At 70.0% G+C, this 18,112-nt stretch carries 22 protein-coding genes; 6 read left to right on the top strand and 16 right to left on the bottom strand.

The window, feature by feature from the left end; genetic code table 11:
• Positions 1–9: 9 nt before the first annotated feature.
• From ABOD76_RS16425 to ABOD76_RS16395, 7 genes are all read right to left on the bottom strand, one after another.
• Positions 10–1,032, bottom strand: coding sequence for a phosphotransferase enzyme family protein (locus ABOD76_RS16425; protein WP_350243039.1), 1,023 nt, complete (start codon positions 1,030–1,032; stop codon positions 10–12).
• A 78-nt stretch (positions 1,033–1,110) separates the two neighbouring features.
• Positions 1,111–2,016, bottom strand: a complete 906-nt coding sequence (gene sucD, locus ABOD76_RS16420) for a succinate--CoA ligase subunit alpha (RefSeq protein WP_350243038.1) — start codon at positions 2,014–2,016, stop codon at positions 1,111–1,113.
• On the bottom strand, positions 2,016–3,161 hold the full coding sequence (sucC, locus tag ABOD76_RS16415) for an ADP-forming succinate--CoA ligase subunit beta (RefSeq protein ID WP_350243037.1): 1,146 nt from the start codon (positions 3,159–3,161) through the stop codon (positions 2,016–2,018). Before sucC ends, sucD begins: the two co-directional genes overlap by 1 nt.
• Before the next feature lie 161 nt (positions 3,162–3,322).
• The gene (locus ABOD76_RS16410) at positions 3,323–4,912 is read right to left on the bottom strand and encodes a hypothetical protein (protein ID WP_350243036.1); all 1,590 of its coding nucleotides are present in this window, start codon (positions 4,910–4,912) and stop codon (positions 3,323–3,325) included.
• Positions 4,899–5,663, bottom strand: coding sequence for an ABC transporter ATP-binding protein (locus tag ABOD76_RS16405; protein ID WP_350243035.1), 765 nt, complete (start codon positions 5,661–5,663; stop codon positions 4,899–4,901). The genes ABOD76_RS16410 and ABOD76_RS16405 overlap by 14 nt, the downstream gene beginning before the upstream one ends.
• A gap of 49 nt (positions 5,664–5,712) precedes the next feature.
• The gene (locus ABOD76_RS16400) at positions 5,713–5,937 is read right to left on the bottom strand and encodes a hypothetical protein (protein ID WP_350243034.1); all 225 of its coding nucleotides are present in this window, start codon (positions 5,935–5,937) and stop codon (positions 5,713–5,715) included.
• Positions 5,938–5,952: 15 nt separating this feature from the next.
• On the bottom strand, positions 5,953–6,582 hold the full coding sequence (locus ABOD76_RS16395) for a ParA family protein (RefSeq protein ID WP_350243033.1): 630 nt from the start codon (positions 6,580–6,582) through the stop codon (positions 5,953–5,955).
• A 28-nt stretch (positions 6,583–6,610) separates the two neighbouring features.
• On the opposite strand from ABOD76_RS16395, the gene ABOD76_RS16390 reads away from it, so the two are divergent.
• Genes ABOD76_RS16390 through ABOD76_RS16380 form a run of 3 tightly spaced genes read left to right on the top strand, consistent with a single transcriptional unit; the run spans position 6,611 to position 8,009 of the window.
• Complete coding sequence (locus tag ABOD76_RS16390) at positions 6,611–6,823, top strand: hypothetical protein (protein WP_350243032.1); 213 nt, start codon at positions 6,611–6,613, stop codon at positions 6,821–6,823.
• 31 nt (positions 6,824–6,854) lie between these two features.
• On the top strand, positions 6,855–7,718 hold the full coding sequence (locus ABOD76_RS16385) for a PIG-L deacetylase family protein (RefSeq protein WP_350243031.1): 864 nt from the start codon (positions 6,855–6,857) through the stop codon (positions 7,716–7,718).
• A gap of 12 nt (positions 7,719–7,730) precedes the next feature.
• Positions 7,731–8,009, top strand: coding sequence for an HNH endonuclease (locus ABOD76_RS16380; protein ID WP_350243030.1), 279 nt, complete (start codon positions 7,731–7,733; stop codon positions 8,007–8,009).
• 46 nt (positions 8,010–8,055) lie between these two features.
• Here the strand turns inward: ABOD76_RS16380 and deoD are convergent, their stop codons facing one another.
• A complete protein-coding gene (deoD, locus tag ABOD76_RS16375) occupies positions 8,056–8,766 on the bottom strand; it encodes a purine-nucleoside phosphorylase (protein ID WP_350243029.1) in 711 nt (236 codons plus the stop codon).
• A 54-nt stretch (positions 8,767–8,820) separates the two neighbouring features.
• Here deoD and ABOD76_RS16370 point away from each other — a divergent pair, with 54 nt between their 5' ends.
• Positions 8,821–9,132 carry a hypothetical protein gene (locus tag ABOD76_RS16370; RefSeq protein ID WP_350243028.1) on the top strand — a complete coding sequence of 104 codons (312 nt, stop codon included), beginning with the start codon at positions 8,821–8,823 and terminating at the stop codon, positions 9,130–9,132.
• 186 nt (positions 9,133–9,318) lie between these two features.
• On the opposite strand, the gene ABOD76_RS16365 is transcribed toward ABOD76_RS16370, so the two are convergent.
• Entirely contained in the window at positions 9,319–11,106 is a 1,788-nt protein-coding gene (locus ABOD76_RS16365; RefSeq protein WP_350243027.1) for an ATP-binding protein, read from the bottom strand.
• Positions 11,106–12,152, bottom strand: coding sequence for a DNA double-strand break repair nuclease NurA (locus tag ABOD76_RS16360; RefSeq protein ID WP_350243026.1), 1,047 nt, complete (start codon positions 12,150–12,152; stop codon positions 11,106–11,108). The genes ABOD76_RS16365 and ABOD76_RS16360 overlap by 1 nt, the downstream gene beginning before the upstream one ends.
• A 127-nt stretch (positions 12,153–12,279) precedes the next feature.
• Here ABOD76_RS16360 and ABOD76_RS16355 point away from each other — a divergent pair, with 127 nt between their 5' ends.
• Positions 12,280–12,660, top strand: a complete 381-nt coding sequence (locus tag ABOD76_RS16355; protein WP_350243025.1) for a P-II family nitrogen regulator — start codon at positions 12,280–12,282, stop codon at positions 12,658–12,660.
• A 64-nt stretch (positions 12,661–12,724) separates the two neighbouring features.
• On the opposite strand, the gene ABOD76_RS16350 is transcribed toward ABOD76_RS16355, so the two are convergent.
• The 5 genes from ABOD76_RS16350 to ABOD76_RS16330 form a co-directional block, all read right to left on the bottom strand.
• Positions 12,725–13,462, bottom strand: a complete 738-nt coding sequence (locus ABOD76_RS16350) for an MBL fold metallo-hydrolase (protein WP_350243024.1) — start codon at positions 13,460–13,462, stop codon at positions 12,725–12,727.
• A 112-nt stretch (positions 13,463–13,574) separates the two neighbouring features.
• Positions 13,575–14,240: an LrgB family protein gene (locus tag ABOD76_RS16345; protein WP_350243023.1), complete on the bottom strand. Its 666-nt coding sequence runs from the start codon at positions 14,238–14,240 to the stop codon at positions 13,575–13,577.
• Complete coding sequence (locus ABOD76_RS16340) at positions 14,237–14,605, bottom strand: CidA/LrgA family protein (RefSeq protein ID WP_350243022.1); 369 nt, start codon at positions 14,603–14,605, stop codon at positions 14,237–14,239. Before ABOD76_RS16340 ends, ABOD76_RS16345 begins: the two co-directional genes overlap by 4 nt.
• Position 14,606: 1 nt before the next feature.
• A complete protein-coding gene (locus ABOD76_RS16335; RefSeq protein ID WP_350243021.1) occupies positions 14,607–15,299 on the bottom strand; it encodes a 5'-methylthioadenosine/adenosylhomocysteine nucleosidase in 693 nt (230 codons plus the stop codon).
• A 23-nt stretch (positions 15,300–15,322) separates the two neighbouring features.
• Positions 15,323–15,700 carry a winged helix-turn-helix transcriptional regulator gene (locus ABOD76_RS16330; protein WP_350243020.1) on the bottom strand — a complete coding sequence of 126 codons (378 nt, stop codon included), beginning with the start codon at positions 15,698–15,700 and terminating at the stop codon, positions 15,323–15,325.
• An 85-nt stretch (positions 15,701–15,785) separates the two neighbouring features.
• Here ABOD76_RS16330 and ABOD76_RS16325 point away from each other — a divergent pair, with 85 nt between their 5' ends.
• On the top strand, positions 15,786–16,622 hold the full coding sequence (locus ABOD76_RS16325) for an SDR family oxidoreductase (RefSeq protein ID WP_350243019.1): 837 nt from the start codon (positions 15,786–15,788) through the stop codon (positions 16,620–16,622).
• A gap of 6 nt (positions 16,623–16,628) precedes the next feature.
• Here the strand turns inward: ABOD76_RS16325 and ABOD76_RS16320 are convergent, their stop codons facing one another.
• Positions 16,629–18,092 (bottom strand): alpha-amylase family glycosyl hydrolase, encoded by a 1,464-nt coding sequence (locus ABOD76_RS16320; RefSeq protein WP_350243018.1) that lies wholly within the window; start codon positions 18,090–18,092, stop codon positions 16,629–16,631.
• Positions 18,093–18,112 lie beyond the last annotated feature (20 nt).

Here is an 18,112-nt window from a genome sequence, read left to right as displayed (position 1 = left end):
CGTCCGCCCCTACGCCAGTCCTGCCTGACCTTCCAGCCGCTCCAGCACGTCCCGGCGCTGCCGCAGTGCCGGGACGATAAAGCGGGTCAGCACGTCCAGCACCGCTGCGTCCTGTTCCGGCGAGAGCGGATCATGCAGCAGCTGTTGCAGGTCCACGGCCAGGTCCTCCAGCGTCCGGCGGCACAGGTAGAACCCGGTCAGCACCGGCGACGGCACGAAGGCGTGCCCGGCTGCCGCCTGATACACCGGCAGCACCTCGGGCAGCATGTCCTCCAGCATCCACAGGTCATGTTCGGCCGGAGCCAGCCGGGCGGTCTCCCAGTCAATCAGCCAGAGCGCGCCCACCTCGTCGCGCATCACGTTGCCGCCGTGGGCGTCGGTGTGGCAGGCCACGAACGGCCAGGTCGCGGCACGCGCGGCCTGCTGGAAACGCCGGGCCTGCGCCAGGAGCCGCCGCAGTTCGGCCCGGTGCGGATGCAGCAGGGCACGCAGGGCGACCACCACCGGGCGGTCGTGCGGCCGGGCCATCCAGACCCGCTGCAGGTCCGCAGCCAGCGTGTCGGCAAACGGCAGCCCGAAGTCCTCCGGTGGAACCGGCCAGCCGGACACGCTGGCCTGGAGCACCGGCGTCAGGGCATGCAGCCGGCCCAGCAGAGCCGCCAGTTCGGACTGAGCTGCGGCCCAATCCTGCCCGAGAGGGACTCCCTCAATCCAGCGGTGGACGGCCAGGGTGAAGCCACCGGTGTGGCCGACCGCTGCACCGGTCAGGGTTGGCACCGGCACCTGCACCTGAAGGACGGCGGCCTGAAGCGCCTGAAGCAGCGGCAGTTCGGCCCTGACCCGCTGCCGTGCCTCGGCCCAGAACGGCGTGCCGGGCAGCACCTTGACGAAGAACGTGCCGCTCTGCCCCTGAGCGCGGTAGGCGGGCGCGGTGCCGTGCGGCAGGAACTCGAACCGGTCCACGGTCAGGCCATAGTGCGTCTGCAGACCCTGCTGCAGGGCGGCATGCGGAAGCGGGGGCTCGGCGCTCATCGAACCGCAGTCTAGAAACGGCGGAGCACTAAAAAAAGCGGCCGGCCCACTGGCCAGCCGCTTCCCTGGTTGTGCCGCTTACTTGTTCAGCACCTGCTTCACCAGATCGATGATCTGGGGCATGGTGTCGGCCACCGGCACCTGGGCGGCGGCGAAGGCGGCCAGCTTGCTCTCCGGGGTGCCCACGTTGCCCATGATGATGGCGCCCGCGTGACCCATGCGCTTGCCGGCCGGCGCGCTGCGCCCGCTGATGAACGCTACCACCGGCTTCTTCATGTGACTGGCGATGTACTCGGCGGCAGCTTCCTCGTCGGCACCGCCGATCTCACCGATGACCACCACGGCGTCGGTGTCGGGGTCCGCCTCGAACAGCGGCAGCACGTCCGCGAAGGTGGTCCCGATGACCGGGTCGCCGCCGATGCCCACGGTGGTGCTGGTGCCCAGGCCCGCGTCGCCCAGCAGCTTGGCCGCCTCGTAGGTGAGGGTGCCGCTGCGCGAGATCAGGCCGATGCGGCCCTTCTGCTCGTAGATGCGGTTGGGCATGATGCCGATCTTGGTCTCGCCGCTGCTGACCAGACCCGGGCAATTGCCGCCGATCAGCCGGATGCCCTTGCCGCCCGCCTGCCGGCTAGCCGCGTCCAGCGCCTTGACTTCCTGCACCGCGCGCATCATGTCCACGGTCGGCACGCCCTCGGTGATCAGCACGATCAGTTCCACGCCGGCGTGCGCCGCTTCCAGCACGCTGTCGGCCGCGCCGAACGGCGGCACGAAGATGATCGAGACGTCCGGGTGCAGCGCCTCCACCGCCTCCGCCACGCTGTTGTAGACCGGCAGACCTTCCACTTCGCTGCCGCCCTTGCCGGGGGTCACGCCGCCCACGACCTTGGTGCCGAAGGCCAGCATGGCCTTGGTGTGGTTCAGTCCCTCACGGCCGGTGATGCCCTGCACGATCACCCGGCTGTCCTTGTTGACCAGAATCGCCATTACTTCTTCGCCTCCTCGACGGCGGCCTCGGCGGCCTGGAACATATCGGGGTACATCTTGATCAGGTCGCTGTTCACGTCCTGCAGCAACGCCTTGGCCTCATCCTCGGCGGTCCCGGCGATGCGCATGCGCACCGGCTTGGTCAGGATGCCCTCGTTGAGCGCCTGGATCACGCCCTTGGCCACCTCGTCGGCGCGGGTGATGCCGCCGAAGATGTTGATGAAGATGCTCTTGACGTCCGGGTCCTTGCTGACCAGCTTGACCGCGTTGTACACGATGTCGGCGCGCGCACCGCCGCCGATGTCCAGGAAGTTGGCCGGCTTGCCGCCCGCGCGGTTCACCACGTCCAGCGTGGTCATCACGATGCCGGCGCCGTTGCCCAGCACGCCGGTGCTGCCGTCGAGCTTCACGTAGGCAAAGCCGTACTTGGCGGCCTCCACCTCCAGCGGATGGTCGGCTTCGCTCTCGCGCAGCTCGGCCAGGTCCGGGTGACGGAACAGGGCGTTGTCGTCCACATCGAACTTGGTGTCGAGCGCCAGCGGGGTGCCGTTCTCGTCAATGAACAGCGGGTTGATCTCGACGAGGTTGGCGTCGAGTTCCAGCGCCGCGCGGCTCATGCGGACCATGATGTCGGCGATCTTGTTGAGGTTGCCCTTGAAGCCGGCCTTGAGCGCTACTTCGCGCGCCTCGTAGGGGCGCAGGCCGGTCACCGGGTCCACGCGGTGGCGGATGATCGCCTCCGGACGCTCGGCAGCCAGTTCCTCGATCTCCATGCCACCCTCCGCGCAGGCCATCAGGGTGAAGCTCTGGACGTTGCGGTCCACGATCATCCCGACGTAGTACTCCACGCCCTTGTCGATGTCCACGGCCTTGGTGACCAGCACCTTGTTGACGGTCAGGCCCTTGATGTCCATGCCCAGGATCTTCTGACCGTTCTCGTAGGCCTTGTCGGGGGTGGGGCTGAACTTCACGCCGCCCGCCTTGCCGCGCCCGCCCACGTACACCTGCGCCTTGACCACGACCGGCTGGCCGTACTCGTTGGCGATGGTGCGCACCTCGTCGGGGGTGTACGCGACCTTGCCTTCCTGCACATTCACGCCGAAGCGGCGCAGCAGTTCCTTGCCTTGATACTCGTGGAGTTTCACAGTGTCCTCCTCGTGACGGACCAGGGGGCCGCACGATCCCCGGACTGGATGTCCGGACTTGCTGGGTTGTACCTGGGCAGTTTGCCGTTCCCAATCGCTGAGTATACGCGCCCCCCCGGGCCGAGCGGTCGCCTGTCCCTGAAGCGGGTACAGCCTGCGGCTCAGGCCTGCTGCGGGCGGGCCGCCCGGCCACGCCGCATCGCCAGCAGCGGGGCGACCAGGGCCAGCAGCAGGCCCAGACTGCCAAACTGCGGCCGGGTGGGCAGCAGGAACAGCGCCAGCATCAGCCCGCCCTGCAACAGCAGGGTGCTGACGGTCATCAGCAGGTCGCCGCGCTGCCCACCCCGGCGGAACAGGTCGGCGCGGCGCACCTCCATCGGCCGCCACAGCACGATCAGGGCGCTGCCCAGCACGGCCCACAGCCCCAGCAGCGCGCCCAGGGCCGAGCGCAGCCCAGGGGCGTGCCACAGGCCCGCGGCGCTCAGCAGCAGCCACAGCCCCAGCACCGGCAGGGTGGCGGCCCACAGCCGCAGCCAGCGGAGCCGCGTCAGCGACTGCGGCGCGGACAGCAGCAGGTCCGGCGCCTCCTCTCCGTTGGTGGTGATCAGGGCCAGGCTGGTGGCCAGCGAACCGAGCGCCAGAATGCCGGCCCCCCCCACCAGCTGACCGGCGCCGCCCTGCCGCAGCAGCACGAAGCCGAGCGGTACCAGATACACCAGCTGCAGCAGAATGCGCGACAGCAGCAGCGGATCGCGCGCCAACAGCCGCCATTCCTTGATCAGCACAGCGAGCGCCCCGCTGCGAAAGTGCAGCGGCCGGAGCGCCGAGCGGCGGCCACGTGGCGCAGCACGGCCATGCATGCCCGCCTGCTGCGCGCCGCGCTGGAAGGCACCCTCCAGCAGGGTCACACTCAGCCCGAACAGGACGGCGGCCGCCGCCAGCATCGTCAGGGTCGGCAGCGGTTCCAGCCACAGCGCCCGCGCCGGGTACCACAGCGCGCTGCCCTCGCCGAGCGGCCCGCCGCCCTGCAGGGTCTGTTGCAGCCGCTGCAGCAGTTCCGGCGTCACCACGCCGGAGACTTCCCGCCCGCGCAGGTTCTGCAGCTGGGTCACGATGAAAAACGCGGCGCCACTCAGCGCCCCCACAATGGACGCCGCGGTGCGGGCCCGGCGCACCCCGATCAGCCGCACCAGCCCCAGCGTGATCAGCCCGGCCAGCGACGCGGCGAGCAGCGACAGCGACAGCAGCCACGGCAGCAGGCCCAGCAGCCGCCACAGCCCGGCCACCAGGGCGAACACCACCACCGGCACCGCCAGCAGGCCGTACAGCGTGCCCGCAGACACCGCCACGCCCAGCAGCCGCGAGGCCAGCACGGTCCGGGGGCGCAGCGGAGCGCCCAGCAGCAGGTCCAGGTCGCCGCGCTCGTACAGCGCTTCCAGGGTGGCGCTGATGGCTGCCGAGAGCATCAGCAGGAACACCAGCAGCGTGATGGCCCCGGCCAGCAGCAGTCCCGGCCCCTGCAGCTGCCCCAGCGCCGCCAGCGGACCGCGCAGCTGCCACAGCCAGGGGGCCGCCGCCACGGCCCCAAACACCAGCAGGCCCACCGCCACCAGCGCCAGGATGCGGGTGCTGCGCTGAGCCAGCAGGACGCGCCAGCTGACCCGCAGCTGCATCCGCAGCAGCCATAGCAGCGAGCCGGGCCGGGCCGGCGTGCCCCGCCGGGCCGTCCAGGGGCGCTCAGGCGACGACATCGGCGTCCGGAGTCTGAACCAGTTCCAGGAACACGTCCTCGAGCGAGCCGGCACCCGCGTGCCCGGCCCGGGCGCGCAGCTGCTCCAGCGTGCCCTCGGCGATCAGCTCCCCGCCCCGGATCACCCCGATGCGGTCCGAGAGTCGCTCGGCCACCTCCATGATGTGGGTGGTCAGCACCACCGCGCCGCCCCGCTCCACGAAGTCGCGCAGCGCGTCCTTGACCTGACGGGCGGCCGCCGCGTCCAGGCCGGTCAGCGGCTCGTCCAGCAGCAGCAGGCTCGGCTGGTGGATCAGCGCGCCGGCCAGCGCCAGCTTCTGTTTCATGCCCCTGGAGAAGCCCTCGGTCAGCTCCGACCCGTGCGACCACAGGTCCAGCCAGCGCAGCAGCCGTTCGGCCTCGGGGGCCGCCTGGGCGGCCGGAATGCCCCACAGGCCCGCCACGAACTCCAGGTACTCGGCCGGGCGCAGCTTGCCGTACAGCATCGGGTCGTCCGGCAGGTAGGCCAGCCGCCGCTTGGCCTCCAGCGGCTCTTTCAACACGCTGTGGCCGTAGATCCGCACGTCGCCGCCGTCCGGGGCCAGCAGGCCGGCGATCATTCGCAGGGTGGTGGTCTTGCCGGCCCCGTTGGTGCCGAGCAGGGCATACAGCTCGCCCGGCGGCACCGTCAGGCTGAGCCGGTCCACGGCGGGCCGGCCCGAGAAGGTCTTGCGGAGGTGCTGCAGCTCCAGGGCCGGAGAGGGGCTCGTCATGAGGCAGGGTACGCCGCCCGGCCGCCAGAAGTTGCCCCGAGCCGCCGCGTCAGTGGTCCTTCGAGCGCCGCTCCTGTTCGCCCAGCCAGCGGAGCAGCAGGTCCTCGATCAGCTCGTTCATGTTGCCGCTGCGGCCCCGGTCCAGCTGCCGCCAGACCGCGCGCAGCGTCTCCTTGCGGACGTACACCATCTCCAGCCGCTCGGTGCTGGACAGCTTCTCCGCCTCCTTGCGCTTGAGCTTCTGACCGTCCAGATAGGCGAACCGCTTAGCCATGCGCTCTCCCCCCGCTCACAGCACTTCCCTCGACAGGCTCACGATGTCGGCCCAGGCCTGGGCGGCGCGCTCGTCCGGCAGGTCGCGGCACAGCACGCCCAGTTCCGCCGCCCGCACGTACACCGCGTATTGACGCACCAGCGTGTTGCAGACGGTCAGGCCCGCGTCGCGCAGGTCCTCGCGGGCCTGGGCGCCGGCCTGCCCCACCGGCGGCACCCGGTTGAGCACCACCCGCAGCTTGCGCCGCGCCCCGCCCTCCCCCACCAGATACTCGGCCAGGTGCAGGGTGCTTTCCAGCTCCAGGGTGCTGACGCCGCTGGGCAGCAGGATCACGTCGGCCCGCTCCGACAGGTCGCGCAGCTCACGGCGCTTGGGGCGACCCTCGGTGTCGATCAGCACCGCGTCCAGTTCGCGCAGCCGTTTGGGCCGGACCTCGTCGGGCAGCAGAACCTCGAACGGCAGGCCGGGGCCGGGGCCGTGCTGCGCGGCCCGGCGGGCCCAGCCCACGCTGGAGCCGACCCGGCCGTCCTCGTCGATCAGCACGACGTTCAGGCCCCGTTCCGCGAGCGCGCCGGTGAGATGGACGCTGAGGGTGCTCTTGCCCACGCCGCCTTTTTCAGATGTGATGGCCACGACGGCAGACATGGCTCAAGGTAGCAGGCAGAATTTGTTCATGAGTCAGGTGGAGCAGATGATGCGCGGCGAACGCTACTGGACCGCGCGGGCGATGCAGGAGCAGGGCAGCCGCTTCTTTCAGGCGCTGGGGCACGCGCTGGAGGCCGCCGACCGGGCGAACGAGCGGCGCATCTACGAGAGCTGGACCGCCGAGTGCTGGGACTTCTACCAGCGCGGGCTGACGCTGGCCGCGGCGGAGGCAGACGGATGAGGCCGGCAGCAAAGTGGCTACACTGACCGCTATGACCAGCTTCGATCCAACCTTCAATCTGAAGTACCGCGACATCAACGCGCCGACCATCCTGGCCGTGTTCGCCCACCCGGACGACGAGGCCTTCAGCGTGGGCGGCACGCTCGCCTACTACGCCGAGCGCGGCGTGCGGGTGGTGCTGGCCTGCGCCACCCGGGGCGAGGCCGGCAAGATCACCGACCCCAGCATGACGGTAGAGGACCTGGGCGCCCAGCGCGAGCAGGAACTGCGCAACGCCTGCGAGGCCCTGGGCATTCCGGCCCCGGTGTTCCTGGGCTACCACGACTCGGGCCGCGAGGAACGCACCCGCCACGACGATCCCCGGGCCCTGATGAACGTGGACGTGTTCGAACTGGAAAAGGACATACGCGCGTTGATCGAGGAGTACCGGCCGCAGGTGATCATCACCTTCGACCCGCACGGCGGCTACGGCCACGTGGACCACATTCAGGTGCACCGCGCCACGAGTGCGGCCTTCTTCTCGACCGGGCACCTGCAGGGCGCGCCGCAGCGGCTGTACTTCACCGCGCTGAGCCTGGAGACCGCCAAGCGCATGGAGATGTTCAACCCCGGCAACGACCCGGAAATCTACGGAGTCAGCGAGCAGACGACGCTGGTGCGGATGGACGTGAGCCGCTACGCCGGGCGCAAGAAGGCCGCGCTGGCCGCCCACGGCACCCAGATGGGGCCGCAGAGCCGCATGGGCCAGATGTCGGAGGCCGACCGCGCCCAGATGGAGCAGACGCTGCTGGGCCGCGAGGCGTTCAGCCTGGGCGGCAGCCGGGCCTCGGTCCCGCGCTACCCGTTGGGCGGACTGTTTGACGGCGTGGACTACGTGATGTACGTGGACGACTGAACCCGGGCGCTGATGGCACTGTGCGAACTGTGTGGCCGGGACGTGCCGCGCACCACCCTGCACCATCTGGTGCCGCGGGTGGTGGGCCGGCGGCGGGGCGAGCGGGTGGTGGACCTGCCCACCGCTCAGCTGTGTCCGCCCTGCCACAAGATGCTGCACCGCCTGTACTCCAACCATGAGCTGGGCCGCGACCTGAGCAGCCTGGAGGCGCTGCGGCAGCAGCCCGAGGTGCAGCGCTTCGTGAAGTGGGTGCGGACCCAGCCGGGCAGCAAGGGCGTGCGGGTGAAATGAAGGGAGGGGGCCGGAATGCTGTTCCGGCCCCCTCCCTCATATCCGCTCAGCTGAGGCCCAGCGCGGCCTCCAGCGCCACCTCGATCATCTGGTTGAAGGTGGTCTGACGTTCCTCGGCGGTCGTCTCCTCGTGGGTGATCAGGTGGTCGCTGACGGTCAGGACGGTCAGGGCGCGCACGCCGGCCTTCGCGGCGATGGTGTACAGCCCGGCCGCCTCCATCTCGACGGCCAGCACGCCGTACTCGGCCCAGCGCTGCATCACGCCCGGGTTGTCCTGGTAGAAGGTGTCGCTGGAAACGATGTTCCCGACGTGCGTGCTGAAGCCGTGCGCCTGGGCCCGCTGGTACGCGGCCATCAGCAGCCCGAAGTCCGCGATGGGGGCGTAATCCAGCCCCTGGAAGCGAATGCGGTTGACGTTGCTGTCGGTGCAGGCGGCCTGCGCCAGCACCAGATCGCGGACGTGCACGCCCGTCTGGTACGACCCGCAGGTGCCGACCCGCACCAGCGTCTGGACCCCGTAGCTGTGAATCAGCTCGTGGGTGTAGATGCTGGCGCTGGCGATGCCCATGCCGGTGCCCTGCACGCTCACCGGCTGGCCCCGGTAGGTGCCGGTGTAGCCGAGCATGCCGCGCACCGAGTTGTGCTGCACCGGGTTGTCGAAGAACGTCTGGGCGATGTGCTGGGCGCGCAGCGGGTCGCCGGGGAGCAGGACGGTGGGGGCAATCTGGCCTTCACTGGCATTCAGGTGGACACTCATGCGGCCCAGGGTAGCGCCTGATGCACAGCCAGATGCCCTGCGGTACGCTGACCCATGACCACATCCAGGCCCGAGGTGGCCTTCCAGGTGAACATGGAGGACGGCGGGGTGGTGCTGCTGGTGGACGCCCCGACCACGGTGCAGGCCCATGCCCAGGCCCTCGGTACCCCTCTGGAGGATTTCGGGGAGGCCGTGAACAGCATGCGGGCGGTGCTGCAGCGCCTCTACGACGGCCTGAACGGCCTGGACCCGGCCCAGATCAGCGTCACGCTGGGCCTGACCATCAAGTCCGGCAGCGTGCTGAAACTGGTGGCCGACGCCGAAGCCCAGGTGCAGGTCACGCTGAGCTGGGGAAAAGGCAGCTGAAAGGGCAGAAGGGCAGAGGCTAAGCTTCAGCTGGCAGGATGATGCCCTCCTTCGCCCAGCGTCTCTGGTCTTCATTCTGCCGGGCAGGACGGCCTGCCCGTTGATACAGAGTCTCCAATCCGCCTCTCCGTGCACCGGGGCGGCCCGGTGCTTGACGCCCTGCTCCGCCCACCGCTCTGCCCCTGGTTACAGCCCGAACAGGTCGCGCATACTGCCTTCCACCTCGGCCGCCTCTGTCACCTGCTCCACCTCGTCGGGGCGGGTGGCCCAAGCGGGGAACGGGTAGTTCACCAGCACCGGATTCGGCACGTCCGGCTGGCTGACCAGCATGCTGCCCGGCTGCAGAATACCGGCCCGGGCGCGGAAGCTCTGCGGCAGGAAGCGGTACTCGGGGCGCTCGGCCTCGGCCATGTCCAGGCGGCCCACCACCCGGATGGCCGCGTTGCTCACGATGCGGCGCTCCACCTCTGAGGCGGTCTGCTGCGCCCCGATCAGGATGATGCCCAGGGACCGGCCACGCTCAGCGATGTCCAGCAGCACGTCTTTGATCGGACTGTCGCCCTCGCGCGGGGCGTACTTGTTCAGCTCGTCCAGCACCACGAAGATGGTGTTGCTGCGCCCGGTGCGCTCCTTGTACTCGAACAGGTCGCGCAGCAGCACCCCCACCACGAACATCTGGCCGTGCCCGGACAGTTTGTGAATGTCCACCACGCTCAGCTGCCGGTCGGGGCGGGTCAGGTCCGGGCGATACTGGGCCGCCTGGGCCGCGCTGAGGTCGCCGCGGATCAGCGGCGCGAGGTGCTTCTGCACGCCGCGCAGCCGCCGGATGAACGCCTGAAGGGTCGCCGGGGCCTGCTTGCCCACCCAGCGCGGGTCGCCGTTGCCGTCGTTCTCGTCCAGCAGCTTGTATTCCAGGTAGCTGACCAGCTTCGGGAAGGTGTCCACGCGGACCTCGCCGAGTTCGCTGAACTGGAGTTCCTCGTCCAGCATCACGTCGGTGTCGGGCTTCCAGTCGGCCACGGTCAGGTACGGCTGCTCCCCGTCCCGGCTGAGCCGGAAGAGCTTCTCCTCGATGCTGCCGATCACGAAGCCCAGGTTCAGGCTGCTGTCGCGGTCCGCGAAGCTGTAGGGCAGCATCCGGCGCCGGCAGAACTCGCGCAGGGTGAACACGAACGGCGTGACCCCGCTGGTGCGCTGCTCCACGTGCGGCACGATGCTGCTGCCGGTGCCGCCCGGCCGGGGCGGCGCCAGGAACTGCACGTCGCGGAATGGTTCCTGCGGCAGACCCAGCAACTGGTAGCGGTTGGCGGCCAGCCCCTTGCCGCGCTGCACGCCCGCCTCGATCTCGCTGGCGCTGCGGTTGGGCCGGTCCAGGAACATCAGGTCCTCGCCCTTCACGTTGAAGATCACGGCCCGGGTGTCGCTGGCGCCCTTGCCCAGCACCCCGCTGCGGAAGATGCTGTGCAGCAGGAACAGCGCGTAGCTGGTCTTGGTGGCCACCCCGGAGATGCCGGAGATGTTGATATGCCCGCCGCTCTCACCGTTCACGAAGCGGTAGTTGAGCGGCATCACCTGCCCGTCGGCCAGCAGGCCGCCGGGGAACGCCGCGTCCTTCATCTTGTCGGCGGACAGCGCCATGTGCAGGTCGGCGCCGCGCGCGTGCAGCACCGGGTCGCCCGGCTGCGGCGGCACGAAGTTCTCCGGATCCACCCGTGTCACCAGCACCCGCGCGGCGTAGCTGACGCTGGCCGGCAGCACGCCCGCCATCACGTCCTCCACGTCCGACTCGAAGCTCACGCCCTCGTGCCGCTTGCGCACGCTCTCCACCAGCCCGTAGAACGCCACTTCCAGCCCGTCGGGGCGGCGGGTACGCGCCACCACCAGATCGTCCAGCTGCACGCTCTGGCCGCTGGCCACCAGGAACCAGAAGCTGGTGGGCGTGGCGTCCTCGGTGCCCAGCACCCGGCCCAGCATCAGGCCACCCCGCCCAGCACCGCCGCTCCCAGCTCGGCGGCGATGTGCGCCCGGATGCGCCGGGTCACCAGGTTCAGGTCGCCCATGCTGCGGCCCATGGCGGTTTCCAGAGCGGCGGTGGGAATCAGGTTCTGTGGCGCGCGCGGGTCCTTATGCGCCTGCCCGGCCAGCCGGCACAGCAGGGTCCCGCTCACGTTGGCGACCGCCCGTACGATGGGCGGCAGGAAATCCGGCTCCTCCGGGGCGTACATCTCCAGCCGCATCACGCCGGCCAGCGGGTGCAGGTGGAACGGCGCCTCGCACAGCCGCACGTACCACGAGAAGCGGGTGAACTGGTTGTGGCCGTAGCGCAGGTGCAGGATCGGGGTGCGCTCGCCGGGCTTCAGGCGGGCCAGCAGTTCCATGCGGCCCGGGTCGATGTACATGGTGTGCAGCGTCTTGACGCAGCCGACCACCGCGCCGCCCAGGTTGCGGCCGCGCAGGGTGCCGTCCTGGATGGTCAGGGCGCTCAGCACCTCGCGGTCGTCGTCCTCGTCGAAGGGGACGCTGCTGGCCAGCCCGTGCGACAGCTGCTGCTCGGCCTCCAGCATCAGTGCCTGGATGTGGGCAGCCGGCGCCGTGGCCTCGTCCCGGTCCGCCGGGAACCCGGACGGCCGGTACTCCAGCTGACCGGTATGGGGGTTGCGCGGCGACAGCTGTACCGGGCTGAGCTGCATGTTGGCGCCGTGGGCCAGGACCCGCTGGACCCGCACGTCCTTGAGCTCGGCGGGGCGGCTGCCGTGTGGGCACAGGTCCACGGCGCCGGCCACGAACGCGCCGTACCCGGCAAAGCTGCTCTGCCCCTGATCGTCCTCAATCAGCAGCCGGGCTTCCATGCGCGGCTTGCCGTCCACCACATAGACGCGCTTGAGGCGCTGGGGAATGTCACGTGGGGCGATGGCCGCCCACCTCGGCGTCTCGATGTCGATGGCCTCCCCATTGAAGGCGTGAAGAGAGAGCTGGCCGCTCTGGGTGTCCACGGGCCAGGGGTCGAGACGTATCCGCATAGCCGGTAGATTAACAGATGAAGCCAGGGGCGTTTTGATGAGAGCGAAGTGACGCAGCGGCCCAGAGCGCCCACCGGAACTGGACAGCGGCCGTGTCCGGACCCCACCGCCCGTCTACGCTGGAAGCATGAAACTGATCACGGCGGTGGTGCGCCCCGAGCGGATCGGAGCGGTCAAGGAAGCGCTGTTTCAGGCGGGCATCAGTGGGATCACGCTCAGCCGGGTCAGTGGGCACGGCGGCGAGCGGGAGGTGGTGGAGCATTACCGGGGCACCCGCGTGATGGTCGAGTTTCACGAGAAGGTGGAATTCAGAATGGCGGTCAGCGAGCCGTTCGTGGAGGTGGCGATTCAGGCCATCCTTCAGTCGGCCCGCACCGGCGAGGTGGGGGACGGCAAGATCTTCGTGCAGCCGCTGGAACGGGTGGTCCGCATCCGCACCGGCGAGCAGGACAACGCCGCCCTCACCCCCGTCACGGAAACGCAGCTGTCCCCGCAGGACGCCTCCTGAGGGAACAACGGCAGAGGGCGGCCTCTTTCATGCGGCCGCCCTGACAGCATCACAGCGCCTGTGTTCAGCCGGCGCTCAGTGCCTGCGACACCTTCACGAGCTGTGCCGACGCCTCGTCACGGACCAGGCCGCCGTGGTAGGTCAGGATCTGCCGCACCGGCAGGGCGCTCAGCTTCTCCACGCTGCGGATCGCCTCCGGCATGTCGGGGGTGGCACGCTCCATCGGCCCGTGCAACTCTCCGCCACTGCTGGTCATGGCGTCTCCGGTGATCAGGATGTCGTCCTGCTCCACGAAGAGGCTCAGGTGCCCGGTGGTGTGGCCCGGGGTGGCCACCACCCGCACGCCGCCCGCCATCGGCAGCACCTCACCGTCCTGCAGCACCCGGTCCACCGCGATGCGCGGCGGGTCCAGCAGGTAGGCCTTCAGCGCGGGCGAGGCCGTGTCGAGCATCCGCTGGCGCATTTCGGGCGAGGGCGTCTTCTGGGAGGGCAGGTCGCCCACCAGATACGGCACCTCCTGCTCCAGCGCCATCACCTGCGCGCCGCTGGCGGCCACCAGCACGGCCAGCGACCCGATGTGATCCAGGTCGTGGTGGGTGATGATGATCTGTCGCAGGTCCTTCACTCCCAGCCCGGCCTCCCGAAGAGCCGTTTCGATCAGGTCCTGCATGCCGGGCATGCCGGTGTCCACCAGGGTGGCCCCCTGTAGGTCATCGAGGATCAGGGCGGGGTAGATGGAGGTCTGGCCGCCGCTCAGCGTGGCCTGGAGGTCCAGCGCGTAGACGTGATCGCTGAGCTTCATGCGGCACCGCAGGTCGGGCGGGAAGGGCGCAGGGCGGCAGATGATGGCGTCATGGGCCGATGGTAGGCCGTGGCCGGCCCGCTCTACCTTGGGGAACCCTGAAGAAAGCAGGCTACAGGACGGCGCTGACCAGCGTGATCACCAGGGCGCCCAGACACATGCCCACGCTGGCCGCCGCCCCGGTGAGGTCGCTCTCCTCGCGCGCCCGGCCGGTCCCGATGCCGTGGGCCACGGCGCCCAGCGCGATCCCCCGCGCGACCGGCGCGTGGACGCCCAGCCGGGTCAGCAGGCCCGGCAGCGCCACCGCCCCGATCAGGCCCACCAGAATCACGAAGGCCGCCGCCAGCGAGGGCGCGCCGTGCAGCCGCTGGGCGATGGCGTACGCCACCGGGCTGGTGACCGGATCGGTGATCAGGGCCAGCCGCACCTCGCGCGGGGCCTGCACCAGCCGCGCCCCCAGCGCGTTCACCGCCGAGGACAGCAACGTGCCGGCCACGCCGCCGAGCAGCACGGCCCGCCATGCCCGGCGGATCAGGGCGCGCTGGCGGTAGAGCGGCACCGCCAGCGCCACCACCGCCGGGGTGAGCAGGGCACTGAGTGGCCGCGCGTCGGCGCTGTAGGCGGCGTAGCTGGTCCGCGTCAGCAGCAGAAGCGGCACCACGATCAGGCAGGCAATCAGGGTGGGGTTCATGAGGGGCGAGCGGGTGCGCGCCTGGAGCGCCGCGCCCAGGGCATAGGCCAGCAGGCTGACGGCCAGCCACAGCATCGGAGCGCTCACCGGTCTCCCCCGTCCGGGACCGCGCCCAGCCGGGTGGCCAGCAGCCCCGCCACCGACCCGCCGATCAGCACGCCGGCGGCCATCACCAGCAGCCAGCCGGGCCACGCGCGGCCGTACCCCAGGTAGTCCACCACGCCCACCGCCGCCGGCACGAACAGCAGTGACAGCAGCCCGATCAGCGTGTCGGCGGCGCCCTCCACCCAGGCGAGCGGCACCAGCCGGGTCGCCAGCGCCAGCAGCAGCAGCAGCAGCCCCACCACCGAGCCGGGCAGCGGCAGGCGGGTCCAGCCGACCAGCGCCTGCCCCAGCACCGCGAAGCCGAACAGCAGGCCCAGGCCCAGCGCCCCGCGCAGGACCGACGTCACCTCAGGCCTGGGCCAGCCGGCGGGTCATGCCGCGCACCACCTGTTTGGCGTGCCGAGCCACCCGCGGCATGAACTCGCGGTAGTCCACGTTGGCCGTGCCGTCGGCGGTGTCGGACACCGAGCGGATCACCACGAACGGCACCCCATGCCGGGCACACACCTGCGCCACCGCCGCCCCCTCCATCTCGGCACAGGCAGCTCCGAAGGTCTGCCACAGCCACGCCACCCGGTCGCGGTCCGCCACGAACACGTCGCCGCTCACCACCCGTCCGGCCATCACGTGCAGCTCCGGCAGCTCATGGGCCGCGCTCAGCGCCAGTTCGCGCAGCGCCTCGTCGGCGGTCCAGGCCAGCGTCTCGCCGGGGATCACGCCCAGCTCGTAGCCGAGCGGCGTCACGTCCACGTCGTGCTGCACGCAGTCGGTGGACACCACGATGTCCCCCACCCGCAGCTCCGGATGCACCCCGCCCGCCACTCCGGTAAAGATGACCCGGGTCGCGCCGGCCATCAGCAGGTAGGTGGTGGTCATGGCCGCATTCACCTTGCCGATGCCGGCCACCGTCAGCAACACCTCCTGGCCATCCAGGCGGCCGCGCAGCAGCGTCACGCCGGGATGTTCAATGCGCGTCAGGCCTTCCAGCTCCTCCTGAAGCAGCTCCACTTCTTCCTGCATGGCACCGATGATTCCGAGCATGCGGGCAGTATAGGGAAGTGCACTCAGCCGGGCATCGTCCGCCCCTGGCCGTCGTAGTCGGCGCGGGCGCTCAGCACCTCCATCATGTGCTGCTCGGCCCAGCACCCCATCTGCACCACCACCTCCTGCAGGCTGCGGCCCAGCGGGGTCAGGCAGTACTCGGTGTGCGGCGGGACCACCGGATACACCCGGCGAGCCACCAGACCGTCGCGCTCCAGGTCGCGCAGCGTCTGGGTCAGCATCTTCTGCGAGATGCCCTCGATGGCGGTGTGCAGTTGACTGTAACGCAGCGTCCCGTCACGCAGCGCGTACACCACCAGCATGTTCCACTTGCCGGCAATCAGCTCCAGCACGGAATTGGAGGGGCACGAGCGGCTCAGCACGTTGAGGGCCATGGTCATGCCACCATGCTACACCTATACGCACCAAAAGGTATGTACTTCCCAAAAAGTTCGCTTGGCCGTACGCTGCAGCAGGAGGTTCACCATGATTCTGATCACCACCCCGAACGGCAAGGTCGGCAGCGAGATCGTCCGGCAACTCCAGGCACAGGGCACCCCGGTGCGTGTCGGCGCACACACGGTGGAGAAGGCCCGGGCCGCCTTCCCGGACACCGAGGTCGTTCATTTTGATTTCAACGATGAGGCCAGCGTCCACGCTGCGCTGCAGGGTGTGGACCGGCTATACCTCGCCTCCCCCGGCCCGATGCCGGCAGCCCCCGTCAAGCGCGTGGTGGACCTGGCGAAGGAAGCGGGCGTGCAGCACGTGGTGCGGCTCTCGGCGCTGGGCGCGGAGCAGGGCGACAACCCGCTGCGCGACGTGGAACGGCACCTGGAAGCGTCCGGCCTGCAGTGGACCTTCCTGCGCCCCAACTGGTTCATGCAGAACTACAGCACCGACATGGCCGGCGGCATCCGGGAGCAGGGTCAGCTGCTGGAGCCGGCCGGCGACGCAGCCACCGGCTTCGTGGACGCCCGCGACATCGCGGCGGTGGGCGTGGCGGCCCTGACGACCGACGGCCACGCCGGACAGGCCTACGGCATCACCGGCCCGGCAGCGCTCACCCGCACTGAGGTGGCGGCGGCCATCTCGGCGGCCACTGGGCGCGAGGTGCAGTACCAGCCGATCAGCGAGGAGCAGTATCAGCAGGTGATGGGCCGCGCCGGCGCGCCCGACGCCTACGTGGGCCTGATGACCAACCTGTACCAGATGGTGCGGGCCGGCTACACCGCCACCGTCACGGACGACGTGCAGCGGGTGACCGGCCGGGCGCCCATTTCCTTTGAGCAGTTTGCCCGCGATCACGCGGACACCTGGCGCTGAGGCGGCTTACTGGCCCAGCACGAACACGGCGGCGGTGCGGCCCGGCAAGCTCAGGTGCAGGTAGCCGCCGCTGACGCTCATCCCGGCGTTCTGCGGCTGGCCGCCCGGCTCGTGAAACAGGCTGCCGGTCAGCGGCTGCCCGGCCAGGGTGGAGCGCAGCGAGTAGGTGCGGCGGGCGTCCTGGTTGTTCCAGGCGACCAGCACCGTCTGGTTGCCGGCGGTGCGGGTGTAGACCAGCAGCTGGGAATTCACGCTGTCCGGCACGTCCAGCAGCTGCAGGGTGCCGCCCGACAGCGCCGGGCTGGCCTTGCGCACCGTGATGGCGTCCTGGGCCGTCTGGAAGACCGCGCGCTCGGCGGGCGTCCACTGGTCCTCGAAGCGCATGTCGTGGCGGTTGTCCGGGTTGGCGCCGCCCCGCTGCGCGATTTCGATGCCCTGGTAGAGCACCGGAATGCCCGGCAGCGTCATCAGGGCGCGCAGGGCGTAGGCGGTGCGGGCCTGCCCCTGGTCCTCGAACAGCGTGCCGCTGGCAAACCGTGGCAGGTCGTGGTTGTCCAGGAAGGCCGCGATCAGCTGCGGCTGCGGCACCTGCTGGTTCTGGGTCAGCACCGAGCGCAGCGGCCCGAAGCCGGCGCCGTGCATGACGCTCCTGTTCATGGCGTCCTGCAGCGAGAAGTCGAACAGGCTGGACAGCCCCAGCTGCTGGTACTCGCGGATGGTAGCGGCGTCGGCGCCGTAGTACTCGCCCAGCGTGAAGGTGCCGGCAGCCCGGTCGCGCGTCACCAGCCGCTGCAGAAAGGTGGCGTCCACATGCTTGATGGCGTCGTAGCGGAAGGCGTCCACCCCCTGCTGCCGCCAGAAGTCGGCGTTGCCGTACAGCAGGTCCTGCACCTCGCCCACCTGCTGGTTCAGGTCCGGCAGGCCACTCAGCGGGCAGTCGGTGTCGTGCTGGGCCGGGGTCATGGCCCGGTCGCAGTCCTGCTGGGTATGAAACCAGCCGGGATGCTCGCGGGTGGCCGGCGCGCCGGGACCGTAGTGGTTGATCACCTGATCCAGCATCACCCGCAGGTTCAGGCTGTGGGCCTTCTGGGTGAAGCCCTGAAACTGTGCCAGGGTCCCGAAGTGCGGGTCCACGCTCCGGAAGTCGTAGGGCCAGTACCCGTGGTAGCCGGCGGTGCCGTCGGTCAGCCCGTCCTTCTGCTGGTAGATCGGCGTCAGCCAGACCGCGGTGGCGCCCAGCGTCTGGATGTAGTTCAGGCGGCTGGTCAGGCCGGTCAGGTCACCGCCGTGCCACGCCCGCAGGTTGGTCTTGTCCACGCCCTGGTTGTTGGTGGCGTCGCCGTCCGAGAAGCGGTCCGGCATCACCTGATAGATGATCTGTCCGGTCCAGTCGGGCAGCGCAGCCGGCGCGGCACTCTGGGCCTGGGCGCCGGCGGCCAGCAGCAGGGTGGTCAGGGCGAGCGGTTTCATGGCCGGTATTGTACCGGGCC

It is taken from the genome of Deinococcus sonorensis KR-87 (genome assembly GCF_040256395.1).
Taxonomy (GTDB): Bacteria; Deinococcota; Deinococci; order Deinococcales; family Deinococcaceae; genus Deinococcus; species Deinococcus sonorensis.
Note: the sequence above shows the minus strand (reverse complement) of the source record. Positions and strands in the feature narration are given on the sequence as shown.

Coding starts and splice junctions, on each gene's coding strand:
- ABOD76_RS16410 (WP_350243036.1), bottom strand. CDS start 4,912: ATGTCGTCGCCTGAGCGCCCCTGGACGGCCCGGCGGGGCACGCCGGCC.
- ABOD76_RS16330 (WP_350243020.1), bottom strand. CDS start 15,700: ATGACCATGGCCCTCAACGTGCTGAGCCGCTCGTGCCCCTCCAATTCC.
- ABOD76_RS16405 (WP_350243035.1), bottom strand. CDS start 5,663: ATGACGAGCCCCTCTCCGGCCCTGGAGCTGCAGCACCTCCGCAAGACC.
- ABOD76_RS16325 (WP_350243019.1), top strand. CDS start 15,786: ATGATTCTGATCACCACCCCGAACGGCAAGGTCGGCAGCGAGATCGTC.
- ABOD76_RS16335 (WP_350243021.1), bottom strand. CDS start 15,299: ATGCTCGGAATCATCGGTGCCATGCAGGAAGAAGTGGAGCTGCTTCAG.
- ABOD76_RS16390 (WP_350243032.1), top strand. CDS start 6,611: ATGAGTCAGGTGGAGCAGATGATGCGCGGCGAACGCTACTGGACCGCG.
- ABOD76_RS16360 (WP_350243026.1), bottom strand. CDS start 12,152: ATGCGGATACGTCTCGACCCCTGGCCCGTGGACACCCAGAGCGGCCAG.
- ABOD76_RS16370 (WP_350243028.1), top strand. CDS start 8,821: ATGACCACATCCAGGCCCGAGGTGGCCTTCCAGGTGAACATGGAGGAC.
- ABOD76_RS16320 (WP_350243018.1), bottom strand. CDS start 18,092: ATGAAACCGCTCGCCCTGACCACCCTGCTGCTGGCCGCCGGCGCCCAG.
- ABOD76_RS16350 (WP_350243024.1), bottom strand. CDS start 13,462: ATGAAGCTCAGCGATCACGTCTACGCGCTGGACCTCCAGGCCACGCTG.
- ABOD76_RS16385 (WP_350243031.1), top strand. CDS start 6,855: ATGACCAGCTTCGATCCAACCTTCAATCTGAAGTACCGCGACATCAAC.
- sucD (WP_350243038.1), bottom strand. CDS start 2,016: ATGGCGATTCTGGTCAACAAGGACAGCCGGGTGATCGTGCAGGGCATC.
- ABOD76_RS16365 (WP_350243027.1), bottom strand. CDS start 11,106: ATGCTGGGCCGGGTGCTGGGCACCGAGGACGCCACGCCCACCAGCTTC.
- ABOD76_RS16400 (WP_350243034.1), bottom strand. CDS start 5,937: ATGGCTAAGCGGTTCGCCTATCTGGACGGTCAGAAGCTCAAGCGCAAG.
- ABOD76_RS16395 (WP_350243033.1), bottom strand. CDS start 6,582: ATGTCTGCCGTCGTGGCCATCACATCTGAAAAAGGCGGCGTGGGCAAG.
- ABOD76_RS16355 (WP_350243025.1), top strand. CDS start 12,280: ATGAAACTGATCACGGCGGTGGTGCGCCCCGAGCGGATCGGAGCGGTC.
- ABOD76_RS16380 (WP_350243030.1), top strand. CDS start 7,731: ATGGCACTGTGCGAACTGTGTGGCCGGGACGTGCCGCGCACCACCCTG.
- deoD (WP_350243029.1), bottom strand. CDS start 8,766: ATGAGTGTCCACCTGAATGCCAGTGAAGGCCAGATTGCCCCCACCGTC.
- ABOD76_RS16425 (WP_350243039.1), bottom strand. CDS start 1,032: ATGAGCGCCGAGCCCCCGCTTCCGCATGCCGCCCTGCAGCAGGGTCTG.